The following is a 20,505-nucleotide window of genomic DNA, read 5'->3' as shown; positions in this document are numbered from 1 at the left end:
TCCTCCCTGTTCAGGCCGCGGGTTTGGCCCGCGACCGTGTCCCGCGCTTATTGGTGCGCGAATTGGCCGAGCTTGCCGGCGTAAAAGGTCAGCGCGTCTCCGTCCGCCATGCTGGCCCGCAAGACCTTGCCCACCACGATAACGTGATCGCCCGCATCGTGATACGCATGTTGTTCACATTCGAACCGCGCCAGGCATCCGCGCAGCAGCGGCGTTCCGTTTTCGCATCGGTCGTGGTCGATTTCGCGTAGGGCAAAGGCGTCTTTCGAGCAGCCAAAGCACAGCTCGGCCTGGTCGGCCGACAGAACATGAACACTGAAATGACGCGCCTTGTAAAAATAGGGGAACCGGCGCGAGTTCCGGTCGCCGGCCCACATCACCAAAGGCGGGTCCAGCGACAGCGAGGAAAAGCTGTTGGCCGTGATGCAGACCGGCCCGTCGGGGCTGTCGCACGTCACCACGGTAACGCCGGTGGCGAACCGGCCGAAAGCGTCCCGCAGGGTGCGGGTGTCGTCCTTTTGCGGAATGAAGGTGCGCGCCATGTCGTTCGAAAATGCGTTCATCATGGTACCTCATGCCCCAGCGCCGCCTCGTAGAGGCGGAACCAGGCTTCACGATCCAGATTGACTTTGAGGGCGTCCGAAATGCGCTTGATGCGGTCCAGGCTATTGGTGCCCAGAACCGGCAGGATGCCGGCCGGATGGGCCAGCAGGAAGGCCACGGCCACCGCGGCCCGGTCGACGCCGAACTGCGCGCCGATCTCATCCGCGACCACGCCCACCGGAGGATTACCCGCCATCAGCGCTCCGCCGCCCAGCGGCGACCACGCCATCACCGGGTGGCCGTGCTGCTGGTGAAAGGCCAGATCGCCATTGGTGAACGGAGCGATCGCGCCCAGAGAAATCTCGATCTGGTTGGTCACCAGCGGGGTCTTCATGGCCGATTGCAGCAGTTGCCAGTCCCAGGGGCGGAAATTCGACACGCCCACCGCGCGGACCTTGCCGCTGGCCACGACCTCGTCCAGCGCGGCGCCGGTTTCTTGGTGGTCCATGAACGGGTCGGGGCGGTGGATCAGCAGCAGGTCGATATGGTCGATCGCCATTTCCCGCAGCGAGGTGTCGACCGATTTCAGGATATGCGCGCGCGAGGTGTCATAGTATTTCACCTTGGCATCCGCATAGCGCCCGCAGGGGGCGACGATGTCGCATTTGGTGACGATCTCCATCCGGTCCCGCAGGCCCGGATTGGCGCGCAGGGCGTTGCCCAGAATCGCCTCGGCGCCATAGTCGCCATAGATGTCGGCCTGATCGAAGCTGGTGATGCCCTGATCCAGACAGGCGTGGATTTTGGCCGCCACATGTGCGGCCGAGGTGTCGCTGTCATCGCCCAGCCGCCACATGCCATAGACAAGGCGGCTCAGTTCCAGGGTGTCAGAAAGCTTGATACGTTGCATCAACGACGAACTCCGTTGCCCAGCGGCGTCGCCGGGGTGTCAGCAGGGACCCTTCCATAGGCTTCGGGAAGAGAGCAGGTTTTCAGATGTGGCATCACACGGGCGCCGAAATGGCCGGCCTCGTCCATATGCGGATAGCCCGAGAAGATGAAGGCGCGGATGCCCATCTTCTGATACTCTTCGATCTTCGACAGCACCTGGTCGGTCGACCCCACCAGCGCCGCGCCGCAGCCTGACCGCGCTCGGCCGACGCCCGTCCACAGGCCCGGCTCGACATAGCCGTATTTGTCGGCCAGCTCGCGGTTTCTGGCCTGATGCGAAACACCTAATGAGGTGGCGTCCAACGCCCGTTCGCGGATCGCGCGACCGTATTCGTCATCCAGCTTCGACACAATGTAGTCGGCATATTCCTTGGCCTCGGCCTCGGTGTCGCGGACGATCATGTGCACCCGCAGACCATAATCCAGCGTGCGGCCGTATTCGTCGGCCACCGCGTGCACGGCCTTCATCCGCTCGGCCAGCTGGTCCTTGGTTTCGGGCCACATCAGATAGACGTCGCAATGCTGGCCGCACAGCTTCAGCGCATCGGGCGAATAGCCCCCGAAATACAGCAGCGGCCCGCCGGTCTGATAGGGTTTGGCCGGATCGGTCGTCAGACCCGAGAAATTGTAGACCTGACCCTGGTAATTGATCTCATCCTGCGTCCAGGCCTGTTTCAGAATTTCGACCACCTCGCGCGAGCGCTGGTAGCGATAGCTGCTCTCGGCCTTTTCCCCGGGAAAATCCGACGAGATGATGTTGACCGTCAGCCGCCCCTTCAGCATGTGATCCAGCGTCGCGATGGTGCGCGCCAGCATGATCGGCTGCATCTCGCCGCAGCGCACCGCGGCCAGCAGGTTGATCTTTTCGGTGATCGGCGCGCAGCCGGCCACGAAACTCAGCGTGTCCTGCCCCACCTGATACGAGGACGGGCACAGGATGTTGCGAAAGCCCTGCGCCTCGGCCTCTTTCACGATGCCCGAGCAATGTTCCCAGCTGGAGCGCAGATCGCCGTCGGGCACGCCGAGAAACTGATAATCGTCCGAGCACAGCGCCGCGAACCACGAAACCTCGGCCGCATCCAGATCGGGGGATGTGATGGGGACGATCGTCATCTGATTCTCTCTCCTGCCGGGCTCAACTTTTCTCTTGCGTAGCAACCACATTGATGTAGATCAATAGTGTATCAATTTTTTCTGCGACCAAGTGAAGCGCCCGCGTGTCCCCATCGACCAGAAACCCCAACGCCCTGCCGATCTATGTGCAGATCGCCGAGCTGCTGATCCGCGACATCGCCGCCGGACGGCTGATCGACGGCGAGCGTCTGCCGCCCGAGCGGGACATGGCGGCGCAGTTGAACGTCTCGGTCGGGACGCTGCGAAAATCGCTTGCCGAGCTGGAAAAAAAGGGGATGCTCGAGCGGATCCAGGGCTCGGGCAACTATGTGCGCGAGACCGGGACCCAGAACAGCGTCTATGCCATGTTCCGGCTGGAACTGCCCGAGGGCGGCGGCCTGCCGCGCGCCGACATCCTGTCGGTCGATCACCTGGACAAGCCCGCCGACCTGCCCGATTTCGGCACTTCGCGGCGCGGGTCGCGCGTGCGGCGGATGCGCTATCTGAATGACACAATCATCGCGGTCGAGGAGATCTGGCTGGACGAATCAGCCGGTCTGATCGACCAGCGGCTGCTGTCGGACTCGCTCTATCGCTACTACCAGCAGCAGCTTGGGTTCTGGATCACCCGCGCCGAGGATCGGGTTTCGGTCGGCCGGCTGCCCGACTGGACCCCCGCGCACTTCACCCGGCCGGCGGGCGAGACCGTCGGCTATATCGAGCGGTTCAGCTGGTCGGAACGGCCTGAACCCGTCGAGTTTTCGAAAACCTGGTTCGACCCGGACCGGGCAACTTACGTCCAACGACTGAAATGACGAGGAAACGCGCATGACCCGGACCATCAATTACGGGCTGATCGGATGTGGCATGATGGGGCAGGAACATCTGCACAACATCGCCCTGCTGGAGGGCACGCAAGTGGCCGCCATTTTCGAGCCCGACCCCGAGATGGCGCGCGCCGCGCTGGCGATTGCGCCGGGGGCCAGAATGGTGGCTTCGGTGCAGGATCTGCTGGCGGTCGAGGAGTTGGACTGCCTGGTCATCGCCAGCCCCAACCATCTGCATGTGGATCAGATCGCCCAGATCGCCGAAACGCGTCCCTTGCCGCTGTTGGTGGAAAAGCCGCTGTTCACCAACCCCGGGGATGCGGCCCGTTTGGCCGAGATCGAGCGCAGCTATCCCTGTCCGATCTGGGTGGCGATGGAATATCGCTACATGCCGCCCATCGCCGCCCTGATCACCGAGGCGCAGGACACCAGCGGCGGGGTCAAGATGCTGAGCATCCGCGAACACCGCTTTCCGTTCCTGGAAAAGGTCGGCAACTGGAACCGGTTCAACCGCAACACGGGCGGCACCTTCGTCGAGAAATGCTGTCATTTCTTCGACCTGATGCGCCTGATCCTGCAATCTGATCCTGTACGCGTCAGCGCCAGCGGCGGGCAGGCCGTGAACCATCTGGACGAAACCTATGACGGCGAGACGCCCGACATCCTCGACCACGGCTATGTCATCGTCGATTTCGCCTCGGGCGCGCGGGCGATGCTGGAGCTGTGCATGTTCGCCGAGGGCGCGCAGTATCAGGAGGAAATCTCGGTCGTCGGCCCCAAGGCCAAGATCGAGGCGCTGGTCCCCGGGCCGGGCCGGTTCTGGCCCGAACATCTGGGCGCGCCGCCGGTGCCGCAGCTGATCGTCAGCCCGCGCGACCCCAAGGGCCCTGTCGCCCGCGACATTCCCGTCGACCCGCGCCTGCTGGCGGCGGGCGACCACAACGGCTCGACCTTCTATCAGCACCAGGGCTTTCTGGCGCTGGTGCGCGGTGAGCGCGACGCCCCGGATGTCAGCCTGACCGACGGCATGTGGGCAGTACGCATGGGTCTGGCGGCGCAGCAATCGCTGGCCACGGGCGAAACCGTCCGGCTGGATCGCTGAGGTCTTTCTGCGGGTGCAAAATGCGCCGATCGGAAACCTGTGTTCCGATTTGGCGTCACCGCCCGTGTCGTTTTTGATATTCAAAGCGTCTTTTCCGCTTGCCCGCCCAACCGCGGCCCCCTAGGTCTGGCCGCGGGACACCCCTCCCCAACGAGGGGCGTATATCTGGAAGGGTAACACCAATGACCATCGAACGACCGGCAGCGCGGCCGGCCAATCCGCGTTTTTCCTCGGGCCCCTGCGCCAAACCCCCTACATTCGAGCTGAACAAGCTGGCTGGTGCCGCGCTGGGCCGATCGCACCGCGCCGCCGTCGGCAAGGACAAGCTGAAGGCCGCCATCGAAGGCACGCGCGAGCTGCTGGGCATTCCGGCCGACTATCGCATCGGGATCGTTCCGGCCTCGGATACCGGCGCGGTGGAAATGGCGCTGTGGTCGCTTCTGGGCGAACGCAAGGTCGAGATGCTGGCCTGGGAAAGCTTTGGCGCGGGTTGGGTTACCGACGTGGTCAAACAGCTGAAGATCGACGCCGAGGTGAAAACCGCCGATTACGGACAGATCGTCGATCTGGCGTCCATCGATTTCAACAATGACGTGGTCTTTACCTGGAACGGGACCACCTCGGGCGTGCGGGTTCCGAATGGCGACTGGATCGCCGATGACCGCGCCGGCCTGACCATCTGCGACGCCACCAGCGCCGCTTTCGCGATGGACCTGCCCTGGGACAAGCTGGATGTCACCACCTTCAGCTGGCAGAAGGTTCTGGGTGGCGAGGCCGCACATGGCATGCTGATCCTCAGCCCCCGCGCGGTCGAACGGCTGGAAAGCTATACCCCCGCGTGGCCGCTGCCGAAGATCTTCCGCCTGACCAAGGGCGGCAAGCTGATCGAGGGCATCTTCCAAGGTGCCACCATCAACACGCCGTCGATGCTGGCGGTCGAGGATTACCTGTTCGCGCTGGACTGGGCGCGCTCGGTCGGCGGGCTGCAGGGCCTGATCGCCCGCGCCGATGCCAATGCGCAGGCGATTTTCGAGTTCTGTGACCAGATCGACTGGATCGACAACCTGGCCGAGGACCCGGCCACCCGGTCGAACACCAGCGTCTGCCTGAAATTCACCGATCCGCGCATTCGCGACGGCGCCAGCTTTGCCAAGGCGGTCGCCAAGCGGCTGGAGGCCGAGAACGTGGCGCTGGACATCGGCGCGTATCGCGATGCGCCGGCAGGGCTGCGCATCTGGTGCGGCGGCACGGTCGAGACGTCCGACATCCAGGCGATGCTGCCCTGGCTGAAATGGGCGTTCGAGGCCGAGATCGCCGCACAGGCCGAAGCCGCCTGACCCCTTCCCCCGACAAGATCCGGGCCGCGTCCGGCCCGGAGCCATCATCCCATTCAAGGACCACGCACATGGCCCCCAAAGTACTCGTATCCGACAAGCTCAGCGAAACCGCGGTTCAGATCTTCCGCGACCGCGGCATCGACGTGGATTTCATGCCCGACGTGGGCAAGGATAAAGAAAAGCTGGCCGAGATCATCGGCAACTATGACGGCCTGGCCATCCGCTCGGCCACCAAGGTCACCGAGAAGATCCTGGAAAAGGCCGACAAGCTGAAGGTGATCGGCCGCGCCGGCATCGGCACCGACAACATCGACAAGGACGCGGCGTCGAAAAAGGGCGTGATCGTGATGAACACGCCCTTCGGCAACATGATCACCACCGCCGAGCACGCCATCGCGATGATGTTCGCCGTGGCGCGCCAGATCCCCGAGGCCAATGCCAGCACCCATGCGGGCAAGTGGGAAAAGTCCAAGTTCATGGGGGTCGAGCTGACCAACAAGACGCTGGGCGTGATCGGCGCCGGCAATATCGGCGGCATCGTCTGCGACCGGGCGCAGGGGTTGAAGATGAAGGTCATCGCCTATGACCCCTATCTGGGCCAGGAGAAGGCCGACAAGATGGGCGTGGAAAAGGTCGAGCTGGACGAGCTGCTGGCACGGGCCGATTTCATCACCCTGCACGTGCCGCTGACCGACCAGACCCGCAACATCCTCAGCCGCGAGAATCTGGCCAAGACCAAGAAGGGCGTGCGCATCATCAACTGCGCCCGCGGCGGTCTGGTCGACGAAGAGGCGCTGGCCGAACTGATCAAATCCGGCCATGTCGCCGGCGCGGGGTTCGACGTGTTCAGCGAAGAACCGGCCAAGGAGAACCCGCTGTTCGGCCTGCCCAACGTGGTCTGCACCCCGCATCTGGGCGCCGCGACCACAGAAGCGCAGGAAAACGTGGCGCTGCAGGTGGCCGAGCAGATCTCGAACTATCTGCTGACCGGGGCGGTCGAGAATGCACTGAACATGCCCAGCGTCACCGCCGAAGAGGCCAAGGTCATGGGACCGTGGATCAAGCTGGCCGGCCATCTGGGCAGCTTCATCGGCCAGATGACCGACGAGCCGATCAAGGCGATCAACATCCTGTATGACGGCGTGGCGGCGAAGATGAACCTGGCCGCGCTGAACTGCGCGGTGGTGGCGGGGATCATGAAACGCTCGAACCCTGAGGTGAATATGGTCTCGGCTCCGGTCGTGGCCAAAGAGCGCGGCGTCAAGATCTCGACCACCAACCAGGACAAGTCGGGCGCCTTCGAGGGCTATATCAAGGTGACCGTGGTGACCGACAAGCGCGAACGCTCGATCGGGGGCACCGTGTTCAGCGACGGCAAGCCGCGCTTCATCCAGATCAAGGGCATCAACATCGATGCCGAAGTCGGTGCGCACATGCTGTACACCACCAACGAGGACGTGCCGGGCATCATCGGCACCCTGGGCAAGACCATGGGCGAGCATGGCGTGAACATCGCCAACTTTACCCTGGGCCGCGCCCAGGCGGGGGGCGAGGCGATCGCGCTGCTGTATGTTGACGAGCCGGTTCCGGCAGAAGCCCGCGCCAAGCTGGCCGAAACCGGGCTGTTCACCCAGATCAAGCCGCTGGAGTTCGACGTGGTTTGATCCGGCAAGACCCGGATGAAAGCGATTGACGCCTGCACCCGCCCGGTGCAGGCGTTGTCGTTGCAAAGGCCCGCAAATCCAACCCCGCCTGGAACGGAGACATGGACACGACCGCGCCCACCTACGCCATCGGTGATCTGCACGGCCAGACGGCCGAGTTCGACCGCGCCCTGTCCCTGATCGAACAGGATGGCGGGCGCGATGCGCGGATCGTGTTTCTGGGCGACTACGTCGATCGCGGCCCCGACAGCAAGGGCCTGCTGGACCGGCTGATTGCCGGGCGCGACGCCGGGCGGAACTGGGTCACGCTGCTGGGCAACCATGACCGGATGTTCGCGTGGTTCCTGCAGGATGAGCCGCGCCATGATCCGCATCTTCTGGTCGGCTACCACTGGCTGCACGAGCGGCTGGGCGGCACCGAAACCCTGCGCAGCTATGGCGTCGAGTTCGAAGACCGCACCCGGCTGCAGGATGTGCATCGCGCGGCCGTTGCGGCAGTGCCGGTCGCGCACAGGGCTTTTCTGCGCGACCTGGTGCGGATGCATCAGACCCCCGAGATTGCCTTTGTCCACGCCGGCATCCGGCCGGGCGTGCCGCTGGGCGCGCAGGCCGAGGACGATCTGGTCTGGATCCGTCAGAGTTTTCACGCCTGCGAAACCCCGCACCCCAAGCTGATCGTGCATGGCCACACGGTGGTGGACCGCCCCACCCATTACGGGAACCGCATCAACCTGGACAGCGGCGCGGGCTATGGCCGCCAAACCGGGGTTGCCGTGTTCGAGCGGCGCGACTGCTGGCTGCTGACCGAAGCCGGACGCGTGCCGCTGCGCCCCTGATCAGCCGCCCGCGAACATGTTCTTGTAGGCCTCGCGGAGGGCGTTTTTCTGCACCTTGCCCATCGTATTGCGCGGCAGTTCGTCCAGCAGGATCAGCCCGCGGGGATGTTTGAAACGGGCAAGGCTTTGGCTCACCGCCTCCATGATCGCATCCAGATCCGGCGCCGCGCCGGTCTCGGGCACCAGGATGCCCAGCACGGTCTCCCCGAAATCCGGGTGCGGTACGCCGATCACCGCGCTTTCCAGCACGCCGGGCTGGTCATCCAGAACCAGCTCGACTTCCTTGGGATAGATGTTGTAGCCGCCCGAGATGATCAGGTCTTTGCCGCGCCCAACGATATGCACATAGCCGTCCGCGTCGATGCGGCCCAGATCACCGGTGATGAAGAACCCGTCCTCGCGCAGTTCGGCGGCGGTTTTCTCGGGCATCTGCCAATAACCCTTGAACACGTTCGGGCCGCGCACCTCGATCATGCCGATCTCGCCCTGCGGCAGCGGATCGCCCGTTTCGGGGTCGGTGATCTTCAACTCGACCCCCGGCAGCGAAAAGCCCACGGTTCCGGCCCGACGTTCGCCGTCATAGGGGTTCGAGGTGTTCATGTTGGTCTCGGTCATGCCATAGCGTTCAAGGATGCGGTGACTGGTGCGTTGCTCGAACCGCGTGTGGGTTTCGGCCAGTAGCGGCGCCGAGCCGGAAATGAACAGCCGCATGTGCCGGGTCAGATCTCCGGTGAACCGGTTGTCGTCCAGAAGCCGGGTGTAGAAGGTCGGCACCCCCATCATCGAGGTGGCCTTGGGCATCAGGCGCAGGATGTCGTCAAGATCGAAGCGCGGTAGAAAGATCATCGATCCACCGGCCGACAGCATGACATTGGTGGCCACGAACAGGCCGTGGGTGTGAAAGATCGGCAGCGCGTGCAGCAACACGTCGTCCGCGGTGAAGCGCCACTCCTGCACCAGCGTTTCGGCATTCGACAGCAGGTTCGCCTGCGTCAGCATGGCACCCTTGGACCGCCCGGTGGTGCCCGATGTGTAAAGGAAAGCTGCGAGGTCATCCTCGGTCCTATGCGCGGGTTCGAAGGCTGGCAACATCCCAAGTGCGCGCCGCATCAGGCTGCCGGAACCGTCCGCGTTCAGGGTTTCGAGCATTGCATTCTGCGCTTGGGCAATCGGCTCGATATCGGCTTGTGAATTGGCATCCGCGACAACCATCCGAGCACCGCTGTTTTCGATGAAATACCGCAGCTCGTCTGTCGTGTAGGCGGTGTTCAGCGGCAGAAAGATCAGCCCGGCCTGAACGCAGGCTGCATAAAGCGCCAGCGCCTCGGGCGATTTCGCGACCTGCACCGCAACGCGGTCATCCGGTTCCAGTCCGCAGGCCGTCAAAGCGTTGGCGATCCGGGCCGCCATGTCCAGGAAATCGGCATGTGAGAGAACGCGTCCGTCCGGCAGATGCAGGAACGGCGTTGTCTTACCCGCGTGAATGCCGAAAAGTCGATCGTATAGCGGGTTGCTCATCCCGTTCTCCGTGTTGCCGTTGCTCGGTCAAGGCGAACCTGTACCGGAATCGGGCCGCGGTAAAGGCCCGGACAGCCTCAGAACCGGGTGGTCATCCGGTAACCGGCCGCGAAATACATCTTGGCGAAGGTAACTGGGCTGCCTTGCAACCAGGTGATACGTTCCGCGGTAAAGACCGGCTCGCCAACCGTTACGTCCAGAAATCCGGCCAGTTCGGCATCGGCGCGGCTTGCCAGAAAAGACAGCTCGACATTGGTGAAGGGGACCGTCTGAATCAGCCATTCATTGGGTCCCAGCGTCGAGAAATCAGCCTGTTCGACAGCCGGAACGCTGGCCGTAACGATCCAGCGATCCTCGAACTGAAACGGGGTGTTGTCCGAAAAATGCATGCACCGAACATGCATCACCCGCCGATCCGATCCCAGCGCCAGCCGCGCGGCCAGCCAGTCGGGCGCCTGTTCGGCTTGGGCTGAGACAAGTGCATAGCGGTAGGTGCCGCTCAGAGCCTCGACCTCTTCCCGGACCAGCGGGATTGTGAACCGGGCCTGTCTCTGCGGCGCGCTCAGCACCCGGGTACCGGCCTTGCGGCGGCGTTCCAGAAATCCTTCCTCGGCCAGTTCGCGCAGCGCCCGATTGACCGTTGTACGCGTGCAGGAAAACTCGACCGCAAGGTCCTGCTCGTTGGGCAGCAACATGTCTGGCAGCCACTGGCCCGAGCGGATGCGGTCAAGCACAGTCTGCTTGATTTCCTTGTAGCCGGTCGTGTCAGCGGTCTGGGTCATCTTGATCTCAACTCAGTTCTTTGCCGGTTCAGACGTCGGTCAACAGGTCTGCAATCGCGGCTTTGTAGTCTCTGATTATCGTCTCGCGCGCAATATGCCTGCCATCCCGCACCATATGACGGCCTGCCGACCACAGATCCGTTACCAGACCATCGGGTGCGGCAAAGCACAAGCCGTCCAGAAGCTGATGATCCGCCAGCGCGCAAAGCGTTGGGTGCGACCGGTCAAGCGCCACCAGGTCGGCCAGTTTGCCGACCGCGATCTCTCCGGCATTGCGGCCCAGAGCCTGCGCCCCGCCTTGTGCCGCGCCGGTGTACAACGCATGCCCCACGGAACCGTTGGCTGCCGCCAGAACCGCGCGGGATCGGTCGCGAAGGCGCTGGGAATATTCCAGACTGCGCAACTCCTCTGGCAGAGAAATCCGCACGTTGGAGTCTGACCCGACACCGAACCGTCCTCCAGCGTCAAGGTAGGGCACTCCGTTGAAGATCCCGTCGCCCAGGTTGGCTTCTGTGATCGGACACAGGCCGGCCACGGCCTCCGAACGCGCCAGAGCGCGTGTTTCGGCGTCGTTCATCTGGGTGGCATGGATCAGACACCAGCGTGAGTCGATCTGGGCATTGTCCAGAAGCCAGGCGACCGGGCGTTGGCCCAAAGCGGATTGCACGTCCTCGACCTCTTTCACCTGTTCGGCGATATGGATGTGAACCGGACCCTCCGGAACCTGCGCCAGCAGCAGGGCCAAGTCCTTGGGTGAGGTGGCGCGCAACGAGTGCGGCGCGATGCCGACCACCGTGTCCGCGGCAAGATCTGCGGCAGCCGACCGGCACTCGTGATACAGGTCCATGAACCGGTCCACGTCATTGCCGAACCGCAGCTGGCCGCCAGAAAGGCGCTCTTGGCGGACGCCGCCGTAGGAATAGAGAACCGGCAAATGGGTCAGACCGATTCCCGTCCGCAAAGCTGCTGCGAAGATACGCTGGCTCAGCTCGGAAAGCTGGTCGTAGGGCGCTCCGCCGGGCTGGTGATGCACATAGTGGAATTCCCCGACTGCGGCATATCCGGCCTCCTGCACCTCAAGGAACACCAGCGCAGCGATGGCCTCCATCTGCTCGGGCGTCAACCTGTCCAGAAAACGGTACATCAGATTGCGCCAGGACCAGAAGCTTTCCCGCCCGGCTGCGCGAAACTCGGTCATACCGGCCATGGCGCGCTGAAACGCGTGGCTGTGCAGGTTCGACAAGGCTGGCAGCAGGACATCAACGCAGGTGTCGGCCGACTGCGGACGCGCGCCGGTCTCCAATCCCGTGATGACGCCATTCTCAGTTTCGACCCTCAGGTTCGAAACCCAGTCAGAGCCTAACAAGGCGGTTTTGGCGTGGATCTGCATCGGCGTTTCTTTTTGTGTAGACTTTAATTTTTTACACGTATACGAAAAATTGAAACCCGAGGGGAGTCCAAAAGAATCGCGATGACCAGAAATTCGGTGATTTGTTGTCGGCGGATCGCAACCATGGCGGATGGGGTTGCGTCCTATGGCTTGGTCGCAGACGCCGCGATTGCTGTTTCGTCGGGCCGGATCCAATGGGTCGGGCCGCGCCGAGATCTGCCGTCGGATCACGCCGACTGGCCGATCGTCGATTTTGCAGATCGGTTGATCACTCCGGGCCTGATCGATCCGCACACGCATGCGATTTTCGGGGGCAACCGGGCGGTTGAGTTCGAAATGCGGCTGAACGGCGCAACCTACGAGGAGATTGCGCGCGCCGGAGGGGGCATTCTGTCGACGGTCACCGCCACACGCGCCGCCAGTATGCAGGACCTGATCCAAGAGGCACTGCCTCGCATAGACGCGCTGTTGGCCGAGGGTGTGACCTGCATTGAAATCAAGTCCGGCTATGGACTGGATCAGGACACCGAGCTGCGCATGTTGCGCGCGGCCCGGGAAATTGCAAAGCAGCGCCCGCTGCGGGTTCGGACCAGCTTTCTGGGCGCGCATGCGATCCCACCCGAATTCATCGGGCGCGCGGATGCCTATATCGATACGGTCTGCATCCCGACCCTGCGTGCGGCCCATGCCGAGGGGCTGGTCGACGCGGTCGACGGGTTCTGCGAGGGCATCGCGTTCGATACGACTCAGATCGCGCGGGTGTTCGACGCCGCGCGTGATTTGGGGCTGCCGGTCAAGCTGCATGCCGAGCAATTGTCGAACCTCGGCGGGACCCGGCTAGCGGCCTCCTACGGCGCCCTGTCAGCCGATCACGTCGAATATGTGGACGCCGCCGGCGTGGCGGCCATGGCCGAGGCCGGAACGACCGCCGTTCTGCTGCCCGGCGCGTTCTACACGCTGAGGGAAACGCAGGCCCCGCCGATCGACCTGTTCCGCAAGGCCGGGGTGCCGATGGCCCTGGCCACCGATTGCAACCCGGGGTCCTCGCCGCTGACGTCGCTGCTGCTGACGATGAACATGGGTTGCACCCTGTTTCGCATGACCCCGGCCGAGGCGCTGGCCGGGGTCACCCGCAATGCCGCCCGTGCGCTTGGGCTGAGTGATGCCGGCACGATCGCACCGGGCCAGCAGGCGGATCTGGCCGTGTGGGACGTCTCTCACCCGGCCGAGCTGGCCTATCGGATCGGGTTCAACCCGCTGCACGCGCGCATTTTCGGAGGGGAGGCATGAGCGCTTTGACCTTGGTTCCGGGGCTGGTCTCGCTGGCCCAACTGGCGGAGATCTACTGGAACGAAACGCCGGTGGTTCTGGATCAGGGCTGTCGCCCGGCTTTCGAGGCCGCCGCCGCCCGCATCGCCGAGGCCGCCGCCGGTGACCAGCCCGTCTATGGCGTGAATACCGGTTTCGGCAAGCTGGCCAGCCTAAAGATCGCGGCCAAGGACACCTCGGCGCTGCAGCGCAACCTGATCCTCAGCCATTGCTGCGGGGTCGGCCCGGCGGTGCCGCGGCGGTTGGCGCGCCTGATGATGGCGCTCAAGCTGTTGTCTTTCGGGCGCGGCGCATCTGGGGTGCGGTGGGCGCTGGTGGACCTGCTGCAGCAGATGCTGGCCCGTGGCGTGACACCGGTGATCCCGGCGCAGGGCTCGGTGGGGGCCTCGGGTGATCTGGCGCCGCTGGCCCACATGACGGCGGTGATCATCGGCGAAGGCGAAGCCGAGCTGAACGGTACGGTCATGCCGGGCGCACAAGCCTTGAAAAAGGCCGGATTAGAGCCTGTTCAACTGGGGCCGAAAGAGGGGCTGGCCTTCATCAACGGCACCCAGTTTTCGACGGCCTACGCCTTGGCGGGCCTGTTCGAGGGCTGGCGCGCGGCGCAGAACGCGCTCGTCGTTTCGGCCGTATCGACCGATGCCATCATGGGCTCCACCGCGCCGCTGCAACCCGAGATCCATGCCCTGCGCGGTCATCGCGGCCAGATCGAGGCCGCCAGCGCCATGCGGGCCGTGTTGCAGGGGTCGGAAATACGCGAAAGCCATCGCGAGGGCGACAGCCGCGTGCAGGATCCGTATTGCATTCGCTGCCAGCCGCAGGTCACCGGTGCCGCGATGGACGTGATCCGGCAGGCTGCCGCCACCCTGCAGACCGAGGCCAACGCGGCCACTGACAACCCGCTGGTGCTGTCCGATCCCGACATGATCGTTTCGGGCGGCAATTTTCACGCCGAACCGGTGGGATTTGCCGCCGACATGATCGCGCTGGCCCTGTCCGAGATCGGGGCCATCGCGCAACGCCGGATCGCGCTGATGGTGGATCCGACGCTCAGCTTCGATCTGCCGCCATTCCTGACCCCCGACCCGGGCTTGAATTCCGGCTTCATGATCGCCGAGGTCACGACCGCCGCGCTGATGAGCGAAAACAAGCATCTGGCCAATCCGTGCGTCACCGACAGCACGCCCACCTCGGCCAACCAGGAAGATCACGTCTCGATGGCCGCCCATGGGGCGCGGCGTCTGACGCGCATGGTGAAAAACCTGAACCATATTCTGGGGATCGAACTGCTCTGCGCCGCCCAGGGCGTCGAGTTTCGCGCCCCGCTGGTCACCAGCGCGCCCTTGCAGCGGGTGATTGCGCGGCTGCGCGCCGATATCCCGCCTTTGGCGGAGGACCGGTACCTGGCCCCGGAACTGGAGCAGGCCAAGGATCTTGTGGCCAGCGGCGCGATACTCGAGGCGCTGGGCGTACCGCTGCCGGAGGTGACGGCATGACCATGGTCGAGGTGCAGCGGGGGCAGGGCCCGATCGTGCTGGGCCAACCGCATGGCGGAACCGTCGTGCCCGAGGAGATCCATGCGCGCCTGAACCAGACTGGCCGGGCGTTGGCCGATACGGATTGGCACATAAATAGGCTCTATAAGCGGCTATTGGGCGATGCGACGGTGGTTCAGTCCCGCGTGCACCGCTATGTGATCGACGCCAATCGCGATCCGGCGGACGTGTCGCTCTATCCGGGGCAGAACACGACGACCCTGGTGCCGCTGACCGATTTCGACGGGCAACCCATATGGCTGGAAGGGCAGGAGCCGTCGGAAGATGAAATCGAGGAGAGGCGCGAGAAGTTCCACGCCCCCTACCACGCCGCGTTGCAGGAAGAATTGGAGCGGGTGCGGGCCAGGCATGGCGTGGCGATCCTGTTCGACTGCCACTCGATCCGGTCCCTGATCCCCTTCCTGTTCGACGGAGAGTTGCCGGTGTTCAACACGGGCACCAATGACGGCACCACCTGCGCACCCGAGGTCGCGCATGCGGTGGATGCCGTGGCCCATGCGTCGGGCTGTACCGCGGTGCTGAACGGCCGATTCAAGGGCGGCTGGACCACCCGGCACTATGGCCGCCCAGACAAGGGTATACATGCGATCCAGATGGAGATCGCCCAACGCGCCTATATGGACGAGACCCCGCCCTGGACCTGGCGCGCGGACCGGGCTGAACGCCTGCGCCCGCACCTGCAAGAGATGCTTGACCGCCTGCTTGCCTTGGCCTTGTCGGGCGCACTGGCCGAAAAAGGAGCCCCGAAATGAGTGACCCGCGCAAGAACACCCGTGACGTCTTTCCACCGACCGGGCCGGACCTGAATGCCAAAAGCTGGCTGACCGAGGCCCCGTTGCGGATGCTGATGAACAACCTCCACCCCGACGTTGCCGAAAACCCGCACGAATTGGTGGTCTATGGCGGCATCGGCCGTGCGGCTCGAACCTGGAAGGATTTCGACACTATTGTGGCCAGTTTGAAGGATCTCGAGTCCGACGAGACCCTGATCGTGCAGTCCGGAAAGCCGGTGGCGATCATCCGCACTCACAAGGACGCGCCGCGGGTGCTGATCGCCAATTCCAACCTCGTGCCGCATTGGGCGACCTGGGATCATTTCAACGAATTGGATCGGAAGGGCCTGATGATGTACGGCCAGATGACGGCCGGGTCGTGGATCTACATCGGCACGCAGGGCATCGTTCAGGGCACCTATGAAACCTTCGCCGAGGCCGGGCGCCAGCACTATGGTGGTGACCTGACCGGGCGATGGATCCTGACCGGTGGGCTGGGCGGCATGGGCGGAGCTCAGCCCCTGGCGGCAGTCTTCGCCGGGGCCTGCTGTCTGGCGGTGGAATGCAATCCTGACAGCATCGATTTTCGCCTGCGCACCAAATACCTGGATGAAAAAGCCGAAACGCTGGACGAGGCGCTCGCCATGATCGACCGCTGGACCAAGGCGGGCGAGGCGAAGTCCGTGGGTCTGCTGGGCAATGCGGCCGAGATCTTTCCCGAGATATACGCCCGGATGCAGGCCGGCGGGATGGGCCCTGACATCGTGACCGACCAGACCAGCGCCCATGATCCGATCAACGGGTATCTGCCGCTGGGCTGGACCCTGGCGCAATGGCGCGAAAAGCGGGAAACAGACCCTAAAGCAGTGGAAAAGGCCGCACGCGCCTCGATGAAGCAGCATGTCGCGGCGATGGTCGATTTCTGGAACGTGGGCGTGCCGACGCTGGACTATGGCAACAACATACGGCAGGTGGCGCAGGACGAGGGGCTTGAGAACGCCTTTGCCTTTCCCGGTTTCGTCCCGGCCTATATCCGCCCGCTGTTCTGCCGTGGCATCGGCCCGTTCCGCTGGTGCGCGCTGTCGGGCGACCCCGAAGATATCTACAAGACCGACGCCAAGATGAAGGAGTTGTTCCCCGAGAACGAGCATCTTCATCGCTGGCTGGACATGGCCCGTGACCGGATCGCGTTTCAGGGCCTGCCCGCGCGGATCTGCTGGATCGGGCTGGGCGACCGGCACCGCGCGGGTCTGGCCTTCAACGAGATGGTCGCGAAGGGAGAACTGAGCGCTCCGGTCGTCATCGGACGGGATCATCTGGACAGCGGCTCGGTCGCCAGCCCCAACCGCGAGACCGAGGCGATGCTGGATGGGTCCGACGCCGTGTCGGACTGGCCGCTGCTGAACGCGTTGATCAACACCGCCAGCGGCGCGACCTGGGTGTCGTTGCATCACGGCGGCGGGGTCGGCATGGGCTTCAGCCAGCATGCGGGCGTGGTGATCTGCGCCGACGGCACCGAGGACGCCGCGCGGCGGCTGGAGCGGGTGTTGTGGAACGACCCGGCCTCGGGCGTGTGGCGTCATGCGGATGCGGGGTATGACATCGCCAAGGACTGCGCCCGCGAACACGGGCTGCGCCTGCCGGGCATTCTGGGGTAGCGGCGCGGAATTGGCCTCTGGCGCAAATGCTGCGCCTGCGATATGCGCAGGGCAGGCTGCTGGAGGATCGAAATGTACGTTGCCACCCTGTTGACCAACCCCAAGACGCCGTCGCTGGACGGGGCGCTGATCGACTCGTTGCGCAATGCCTGGGGCGGGGGCGACATCCAGTGGCTGAGCCCCGACGAGGCGGCCGAATTTGCCCTGCCGGCGGTTCCGGCCAACCGTTGGGATGTCTGGGCCGACCTGCAGAAATTGGGCGTCGATCTGGTGGTGCAGCCGGCCGAGGGCCGCCGCAAGAAGATGCTGCTGGCCGATATGGACAGCACGATGATCCAGCAGGAATGCATCGACGAACTGGCCGACGAGGCCGGGGTAGGCGAGCGGGTCAAGGACATCACCGCCCGCGCCATGAATGGCGAGCTGGATTTCGAAGGCGCGCTGACCGAGCGGGTGGGCCTGCTGAAGGGGCTGGACGTGTCGGTGATCGACCGGGTGCTGAACCAGCGCATCACCCTGATGCCGGGCGGCCGCGAACTGGTGGCGACGATGCGGGCCAATGGTGGCTATGCCGCGCTGGTCTCTGGCGGGTTCACGGCGTTCACGGCCCGCGTGGCCGAGCTGCTGGGTTTTGACGAGAACCGCGCCAACACGCTACTGGCGGAGGACGGCAAGCTGACCGGTGACGTGCAGCGCCCGATCCTGGGCCGTCAGGCCAAGGTCGAGGCGCTGGAGCAGATATCGGCCCGGCTGGGTATTTCCGAGGCCGAAGTGATCGCCGTGGGCGACGGGGCGAATGACCTGGGCATGCTGGAGCGCGCCGGAACAGGCGTGGCCCTGCACGCCAAGCCCTCGGTCGCCGCGCAATGCGACGTGCGCATCAACCATGGCGACCTGACCGCGCTGCTGTACCTGCAGGGATATGCCCGATCGGACTTTGCGCGGGGCTGATCCGACGGTTTCGGGTTCCCATTGTTTAACATTCGTGTTAATCAATAGCTATGAACACGCTGCTCGATGCCTTTTCGGCCCTGTCTGACCCGACCCGATTCACGATCGTTGAACAACTGATGGATCACGGCGAACTGCCTGCCGGAGACCTAGCCCAGGGCAAGGGCATGTCCGGCGCGGCCATTTCCCGGCACCTGAAGGTTCTGCGGCAGGCCGGGCTGGTGAATCAGCGCGTCAACGGCACCCAGCGCATCTATTCGATCCGCCCCGAGGGGCTGCGCGCGATTGCCGAATGGACCATCTCGAAACGACAGTTCTGGGAGGCCAGCCTGGACCGCCTGGGAGACATTCTGCAGGAGGACCCCTCATGGCCGACCTGAAGCTGGTGCGCGACTTTCCGGTCAGCGCCGAAACCCTGTTCGCCTGGATCAGCGACGGAACCAGATTGTTGCAGTGGTGGGGTCCCGAAGGGGTCGAGGTACCGGAACACGATCTGGATTTCTCGCGCCTTGGCCCGTGGTATTCGGTCATGGTCAATGGCGACGGGCAGCGGTTCAAGGTGTCCGGGCATGTGACCCATGTGGACCCGCCGAACTCGGTCGGGTTCACTTGGGGCTGGCATGACGACCAGGACCAGCGTGGCGCCGAGAGCCACGTGACGCTAGCGGTTGAGCCGACCGACACCGGAGCGCGCCTGATCCTGGATCACCGCGATCTGGGCGATGACGACGTCTCGGCCAATCATGAAAGCGGCTGGACCTCGTCGCTGCGCAAGCTGGAAGCCCGGCTTGCCAACCCCGTCTGACCAAAAGGGAGACCAGAAAATGCCTCAGTACCTGTTTGTCTATCACGGCGGCACCACGCCGACCGACCCGGCCGAGATCGAAGCCACCATGGCCGCCTGGGGCGCGTGGTTCCAGAACATGGGGCCGGCGCTGGAAATCCCCGGCAACCCGGTGGGCCAGTCCCATACCGTCAGCGCCGATGGCGTGGCCGGCAATGGCGGGCCGAACCCGGCCTCGGGCTTTACCGTCGTCAAGGCCGACAGCATCGAAGCCGCCACCGACATGGCCAAGGGCTGCCCCATGGTGGTCAACGGCTCGGGCTCGGTCGAGGTGGCCGAGATCCACGAGATCGAGATGTGACCCTCAGCCGGGGAAACCCGGCGCGGGGCGGATCACGCCGCATTCCAGCCCGCGGCGGCTGTATTGCGTGGCGTTCATGAATTTGCGCGTGGCCGGGTGATCGGCCTCGAGCACGCCGAGGCTGACGAGAATGGCGGCAATGGCGCATTCGCTGGCGCGGGTGGCGCCATCGGTGATCTTAAGCGCCACGCCCATCTTCTTTTCAGGGATGATGGCCACGAACACGGCCTCGGCCCCGGTCTTGATCGCGGCACGGCCGTTCATCGCCCGCATCAGTTCGGTGCAGGCGCGGGTTTCGCCGGCAACCAATTCGGGGTGGGCGACCATCGCCCGGGTCAATTGCAGGGCCGCGTCGCTGGCCCGGTCCGACCGGTCGCCGGCCGAGGCAAACCACGCCATCGACCGCGCCAGTCCCATCAGAGAAGTGGCGAAATTGGGCGCCGAGCAACCGTCGATCCCGTAACAGGGGCTGTCCTCGCCCGTGGTCTCTTCGAAGGCCGACAGGCAGGCCTGCTGCACGGGGTGGTCGATTTCGATATATTCGGGGCCTGCGCCCATGTGCCGGGCCAGGGTCAGGAACCCGCAATGCTTGCCCGAGCAGTTGTTGTGGATCTGGCAGGGGGTGTCGTCGGCCAGGATCAGGCCGTCGCGCGCGGCCATGTCGGCCGGCTCCTGCGGGCCGCAGCGCAAATCGGGCTCGGACAGGCCCAGGTGATCCAGCCAGGCGGTCACGCGCTCGGTATGGATCGCCGCGCCGTTGTGCGAGGCGCAGGCCAGCGCCAGATGCTCGGAGCCCAGCCCGTATTTGGCCGCCGCGCCCGAGGTGATCAGCGGCAGCGCTTGGATCATCTTGGCTGACGACCGCGGATAGATCACCGCGTTCGGATCGCCCCAGCTGCGCACGATCTGGCCGCTGTCGTCGCAGATCACCGCATGGCCCAGATGAAGGCTCTCCAACAGCGGTCCGCGCCACAGTTCGGTCATCGGTACTGGCTGCGTCATGTCGTCCCTCCGGAATGTGCGCAAAATT

General features: G+C 64.4%; 20 protein-coding genes. 13 read left to right on the top strand and 7 right to left on the bottom strand.

Going from position 1 to position 20,505, the window contains the following annotated elements; all coding sequences use genetic code 11:
* Positions 1-47: 47 nt before the first annotated feature.
* The 3 genes from ACR3EK_RS14035 to ACR3EK_RS14025 are packed head-to-tail and all read right to left on the bottom strand — an operon-like array spanning position 48 to position 2,607.
* On the bottom strand, positions 48-563 hold the full coding sequence (locus ACR3EK_RS14035; protein ID WP_480633676.1) for a flavin reductase family protein: 516 nt from the start codon (positions 561-563) through the stop codon (positions 48-50).
* Positions 563-1,453, bottom strand: a complete 891-nt coding sequence (locus ACR3EK_RS14030) for an aldo/keto reductase (protein ID WP_480633675.1) — start codon at positions 1,451-1,453, stop codon at positions 563-565. Before ACR3EK_RS14030 ends, ACR3EK_RS14035 begins: the two co-directional genes overlap by 1 nt.
* Positions 1,453-2,607 (bottom strand): LLM class flavin-dependent oxidoreductase, encoded by a 1,155-nt coding sequence (locus ACR3EK_RS14025; protein WP_480633674.1) that lies wholly within the window; start codon positions 2,605-2,607, stop codon positions 1,453-1,455. The genes ACR3EK_RS14030 and ACR3EK_RS14025 overlap by 1 nt, the downstream gene beginning before the upstream one ends.
* Positions 2,608-2,711: 104 nt before the next feature.
* Here ACR3EK_RS14025 and ACR3EK_RS14020 point away from each other — a divergent pair, with 104 nt between their 5' ends.
* The 5 genes from ACR3EK_RS14020 to ACR3EK_RS14000 all read left to right on the top strand — a co-directional run bounded on the left by ACR3EK_RS14020 (position 2,712) and on the right by ACR3EK_RS14000 (position 8,373).
* Positions 2,712-3,422, top strand: coding sequence for a GntR family transcriptional regulator (locus tag ACR3EK_RS14020; protein WP_480633673.1), 711 nt, complete (start codon positions 2,712-2,714; stop codon positions 3,420-3,422).
* Between the two features lie 13 nt (positions 3,423-3,435).
* Positions 3,436-4,536: a Gfo/Idh/MocA family protein gene (locus ACR3EK_RS14015; protein WP_480633672.1), complete on the top strand. Its 1,101-nt coding sequence runs from the start codon at positions 3,436-3,438 to the stop codon at positions 4,534-4,536.
* A 182-nt stretch (positions 4,537-4,718) separates the two neighbouring features.
* Positions 4,719-5,873: a phosphoserine transaminase gene (locus ACR3EK_RS14010; RefSeq protein ID WP_170360682.1), complete on the top strand. Its 1,155-nt coding sequence runs from the start codon at positions 4,719-4,721 to the stop codon at positions 5,871-5,873.
* A gap of 68 nt (positions 5,874-5,941) precedes the next feature.
* A complete protein-coding gene (gene serA / locus ACR3EK_RS14005; protein ID WP_480633671.1) occupies positions 5,942-7,537 on the top strand; it encodes a phosphoglycerate dehydrogenase in 1,596 nt (531 codons plus the stop codon).
* A gap of 101 nt (positions 7,538-7,638) precedes the next feature.
* Complete coding sequence (locus ACR3EK_RS14000; protein WP_480633670.1) at positions 7,639-8,373, top strand: metallophosphoesterase; 735 nt, start codon at positions 7,639-7,641, stop codon at positions 8,371-8,373.
* Here the strand turns inward: ACR3EK_RS14000 and ACR3EK_RS13995 are convergent, their stop codons facing one another.
* The 3 genes from ACR3EK_RS13995 to ACR3EK_RS13985 all read right to left on the bottom strand — a co-directional run bounded on the left by ACR3EK_RS13995 (position 8,374) and on the right by ACR3EK_RS13985 (position 12,063).
* On the bottom strand, positions 8,374-9,891 hold the full coding sequence (locus ACR3EK_RS13995; RefSeq protein WP_480633669.1) for a malonate--CoA ligase: 1,518 nt from the start codon (positions 9,889-9,891) through the stop codon (positions 8,374-8,376).
* A gap of 77 nt (positions 9,892-9,968) precedes the next feature.
* Complete coding sequence (locus tag ACR3EK_RS13990; RefSeq protein ID WP_170360690.1) at positions 9,969-10,673, bottom strand: GntR family transcriptional regulator; 705 nt, start codon at positions 10,671-10,673, stop codon at positions 9,969-9,971.
* A gap of 28 nt (positions 10,674-10,701) precedes the next feature.
* Positions 10,702-12,063, bottom strand: coding sequence for a formimidoylglutamate deiminase (locus ACR3EK_RS13985; RefSeq protein WP_480633668.1), 1,362 nt, complete (start codon positions 12,061-12,063; stop codon positions 10,702-10,704).
* 81 nt (positions 12,064-12,144) lie between these two features.
* On the opposite strand from ACR3EK_RS13985, the gene hutI reads away from it, so the two are divergent.
* From hutI to ACR3EK_RS13945, 8 genes are all read left to right on the top strand, one after another.
* Complete coding sequence (gene hutI, locus ACR3EK_RS13980) at positions 12,145-13,353, top strand: imidazolonepropionase (protein WP_480633667.1); 1,209 nt, start codon at positions 12,145-12,147, stop codon at positions 13,351-13,353.
* Positions 13,350-14,888 (top strand): histidine ammonia-lyase, encoded by a 1,539-nt coding sequence (gene hutH, locus ACR3EK_RS13975; protein ID WP_480633666.1) that lies wholly within the window; start codon positions 13,350-13,352, stop codon positions 14,886-14,888. The genes hutI and hutH overlap by 4 nt, the downstream gene beginning before the upstream one ends.
* Complete coding sequence (gene hutG / locus ACR3EK_RS13970; RefSeq protein ID WP_170391206.1) at positions 14,885-15,700, top strand: N-formylglutamate deformylase; 816 nt, start codon at positions 14,885-14,887, stop codon at positions 15,698-15,700. Before hutH ends, hutG begins: the two co-directional genes overlap by 4 nt.
* Positions 15,697-17,379, top strand: coding sequence for a urocanate hydratase (gene hutU, locus ACR3EK_RS13965; protein ID WP_480633665.1), 1,683 nt, complete (start codon positions 15,697-15,699; stop codon positions 17,377-17,379). Before hutG ends, hutU begins: the two co-directional genes overlap by 4 nt.
* 72 nt (positions 17,380-17,451) lie before the next feature.
* On the top strand, positions 17,452-18,330 hold the full coding sequence (gene serB / locus ACR3EK_RS13960) for a phosphoserine phosphatase SerB (protein ID WP_170370156.1): 879 nt from the start codon (positions 17,452-17,454) through the stop codon (positions 18,328-18,330).
* A gap of 50 nt (positions 18,331-18,380) precedes the next feature.
* A complete protein-coding gene (locus tag ACR3EK_RS13955) occupies positions 18,381-18,710 on the top strand; it encodes an ArsR/SmtB family transcription factor (RefSeq protein ID WP_170451472.1) in 330 nt (109 codons plus the stop codon).
* On the top strand, positions 18,698-19,135 hold the full coding sequence (locus tag ACR3EK_RS13950) for an SRPBCC family protein (protein WP_480633664.1): 438 nt from the start codon (positions 18,698-18,700) through the stop codon (positions 19,133-19,135). The genes ACR3EK_RS13955 and ACR3EK_RS13950 overlap by 13 nt, the downstream gene beginning before the upstream one ends.
* Before the next feature lie 19 nt (positions 19,136-19,154).
* Positions 19,155-19,475 (top strand): YciI family protein, encoded by a 321-nt coding sequence (locus tag ACR3EK_RS13945; protein WP_170341211.1) that lies wholly within the window; start codon positions 19,155-19,157, stop codon positions 19,473-19,475.
* 3 nt (positions 19,476-19,478) lie between these two features.
* Here ACR3EK_RS13945 and ACR3EK_RS13940 read toward each other — a convergent pair whose 3' ends face one another.
* Positions 19,479-20,477 (bottom strand): asparaginase, encoded by a 999-nt coding sequence (locus tag ACR3EK_RS13940; RefSeq protein WP_480633663.1) that lies wholly within the window; start codon positions 20,475-20,477, stop codon positions 19,479-19,481.
* Between the last annotated feature and the right edge of the window lie 28 nt (positions 20,478-20,505).

The organism is Ruegeria sp. BC8 (genome assembly GCF_056535705.1).
The sequence above is the reverse complement of the archived record's forward strand: the minus strand, read 5'-3'. Positions and strand labels throughout refer to the sequence as shown.

Excerpts from the sequence above, each read along its gene's own strand:
- hutH (WP_480633666.1), top strand. The coding sequence starts at position 13,350 with ATGAGCGCTTTGACCTTGGTTCCGGGGCTGGTCTCGCTGGCCCAACTG.
- ACR3EK_RS13995 (WP_480633669.1), bottom strand. The coding sequence starts at position 9,891 with ATGAGCAACCCGCTATACGATCGACTTTTCGGCATTCACGCGGGTAAG.
- serB (WP_170370156.1), top strand. The coding sequence starts at position 17,452 with ATGTACGTTGCCACCCTGTTGACCAACCCCAAGACGCCGTCGCTGGAC.
- ACR3EK_RS13945 (WP_170341211.1), top strand. The coding sequence starts at position 19,155 with ATGCCTCAGTACCTGTTTGTCTATCACGGCGGCACCACGCCGACCGAC.
- ACR3EK_RS14010 (WP_170360682.1), top strand. The coding sequence starts at position 4,719 with ATGACCATCGAACGACCGGCAGCGCGGCCGGCCAATCCGCGTTTTTCC.
- ACR3EK_RS13985 (WP_480633668.1), bottom strand. The coding sequence starts at position 12,063 with ATGCAGATCCACGCCAAAACCGCCTTGTTAGGCTCTGACTGGGTTTCG.
- ACR3EK_RS14015 (WP_480633672.1), top strand. The coding sequence starts at position 3,436 with ATGACCCGGACCATCAATTACGGGCTGATCGGATGTGGCATGATGGGG.
- hutG (WP_170391206.1), top strand. The coding sequence starts at position 14,885 with ATGACCATGGTCGAGGTGCAGCGGGGGCAGGGCCCGATCGTGCTGGGC.
- hutU (WP_480633665.1), top strand. The coding sequence starts at position 15,697 with ATGAGTGACCCGCGCAAGAACACCCGTGACGTCTTTCCACCGACCGGG.
- ACR3EK_RS13950 (WP_480633664.1), top strand. The coding sequence starts at position 18,698 with ATGGCCGACCTGAAGCTGGTGCGCGACTTTCCGGTCAGCGCCGAAACC.
- hutI (WP_480633667.1), top strand. The coding sequence starts at position 12,145 with ATGACCAGAAATTCGGTGATTTGTTGTCGGCGGATCGCAACCATGGCG.
- ACR3EK_RS14035 (WP_480633676.1), bottom strand. The coding sequence starts at position 563 with ATGAACGCATTTTCGAACGACATGGCGCGCACCTTCATTCCGCAAAAG.
- ACR3EK_RS13990 (WP_170360690.1), bottom strand. The coding sequence starts at position 10,673 with ATGACCCAGACCGCTGACACGACCGGCTACAAGGAAATCAAGCAGACT.
- ACR3EK_RS13955 (WP_170451472.1), top strand. The coding sequence starts at position 18,381 with ATGAACACGCTGCTCGATGCCTTTTCGGCCCTGTCTGACCCGACCCGA.
- ACR3EK_RS13940 (WP_480633663.1), bottom strand. The coding sequence starts at position 20,477 with ATGACGCAGCCAGTACCGATGACCGAACTGTGGCGCGGACCGCTGTTG.
- ACR3EK_RS14025 (WP_480633674.1), bottom strand. The coding sequence starts at position 2,607 with ATGACGATCGTCCCCATCACATCCCCCGATCTGGATGCGGCCGAGGTT.
- serA (WP_480633671.1), top strand. The coding sequence starts at position 5,942 with ATGGCCCCCAAAGTACTCGTATCCGACAAGCTCAGCGAAACCGCGGTT.
- ACR3EK_RS14030 (WP_480633675.1), bottom strand. The coding sequence starts at position 1,453 with ATGCAACGTATCAAGCTTTCTGACACCCTGGAACTGAGCCGCCTTGTC.
- ACR3EK_RS14000 (WP_480633670.1), top strand. The coding sequence starts at position 7,639 with ATGGACACGACCGCGCCCACCTACGCCATCGGTGATCTGCACGGCCAG.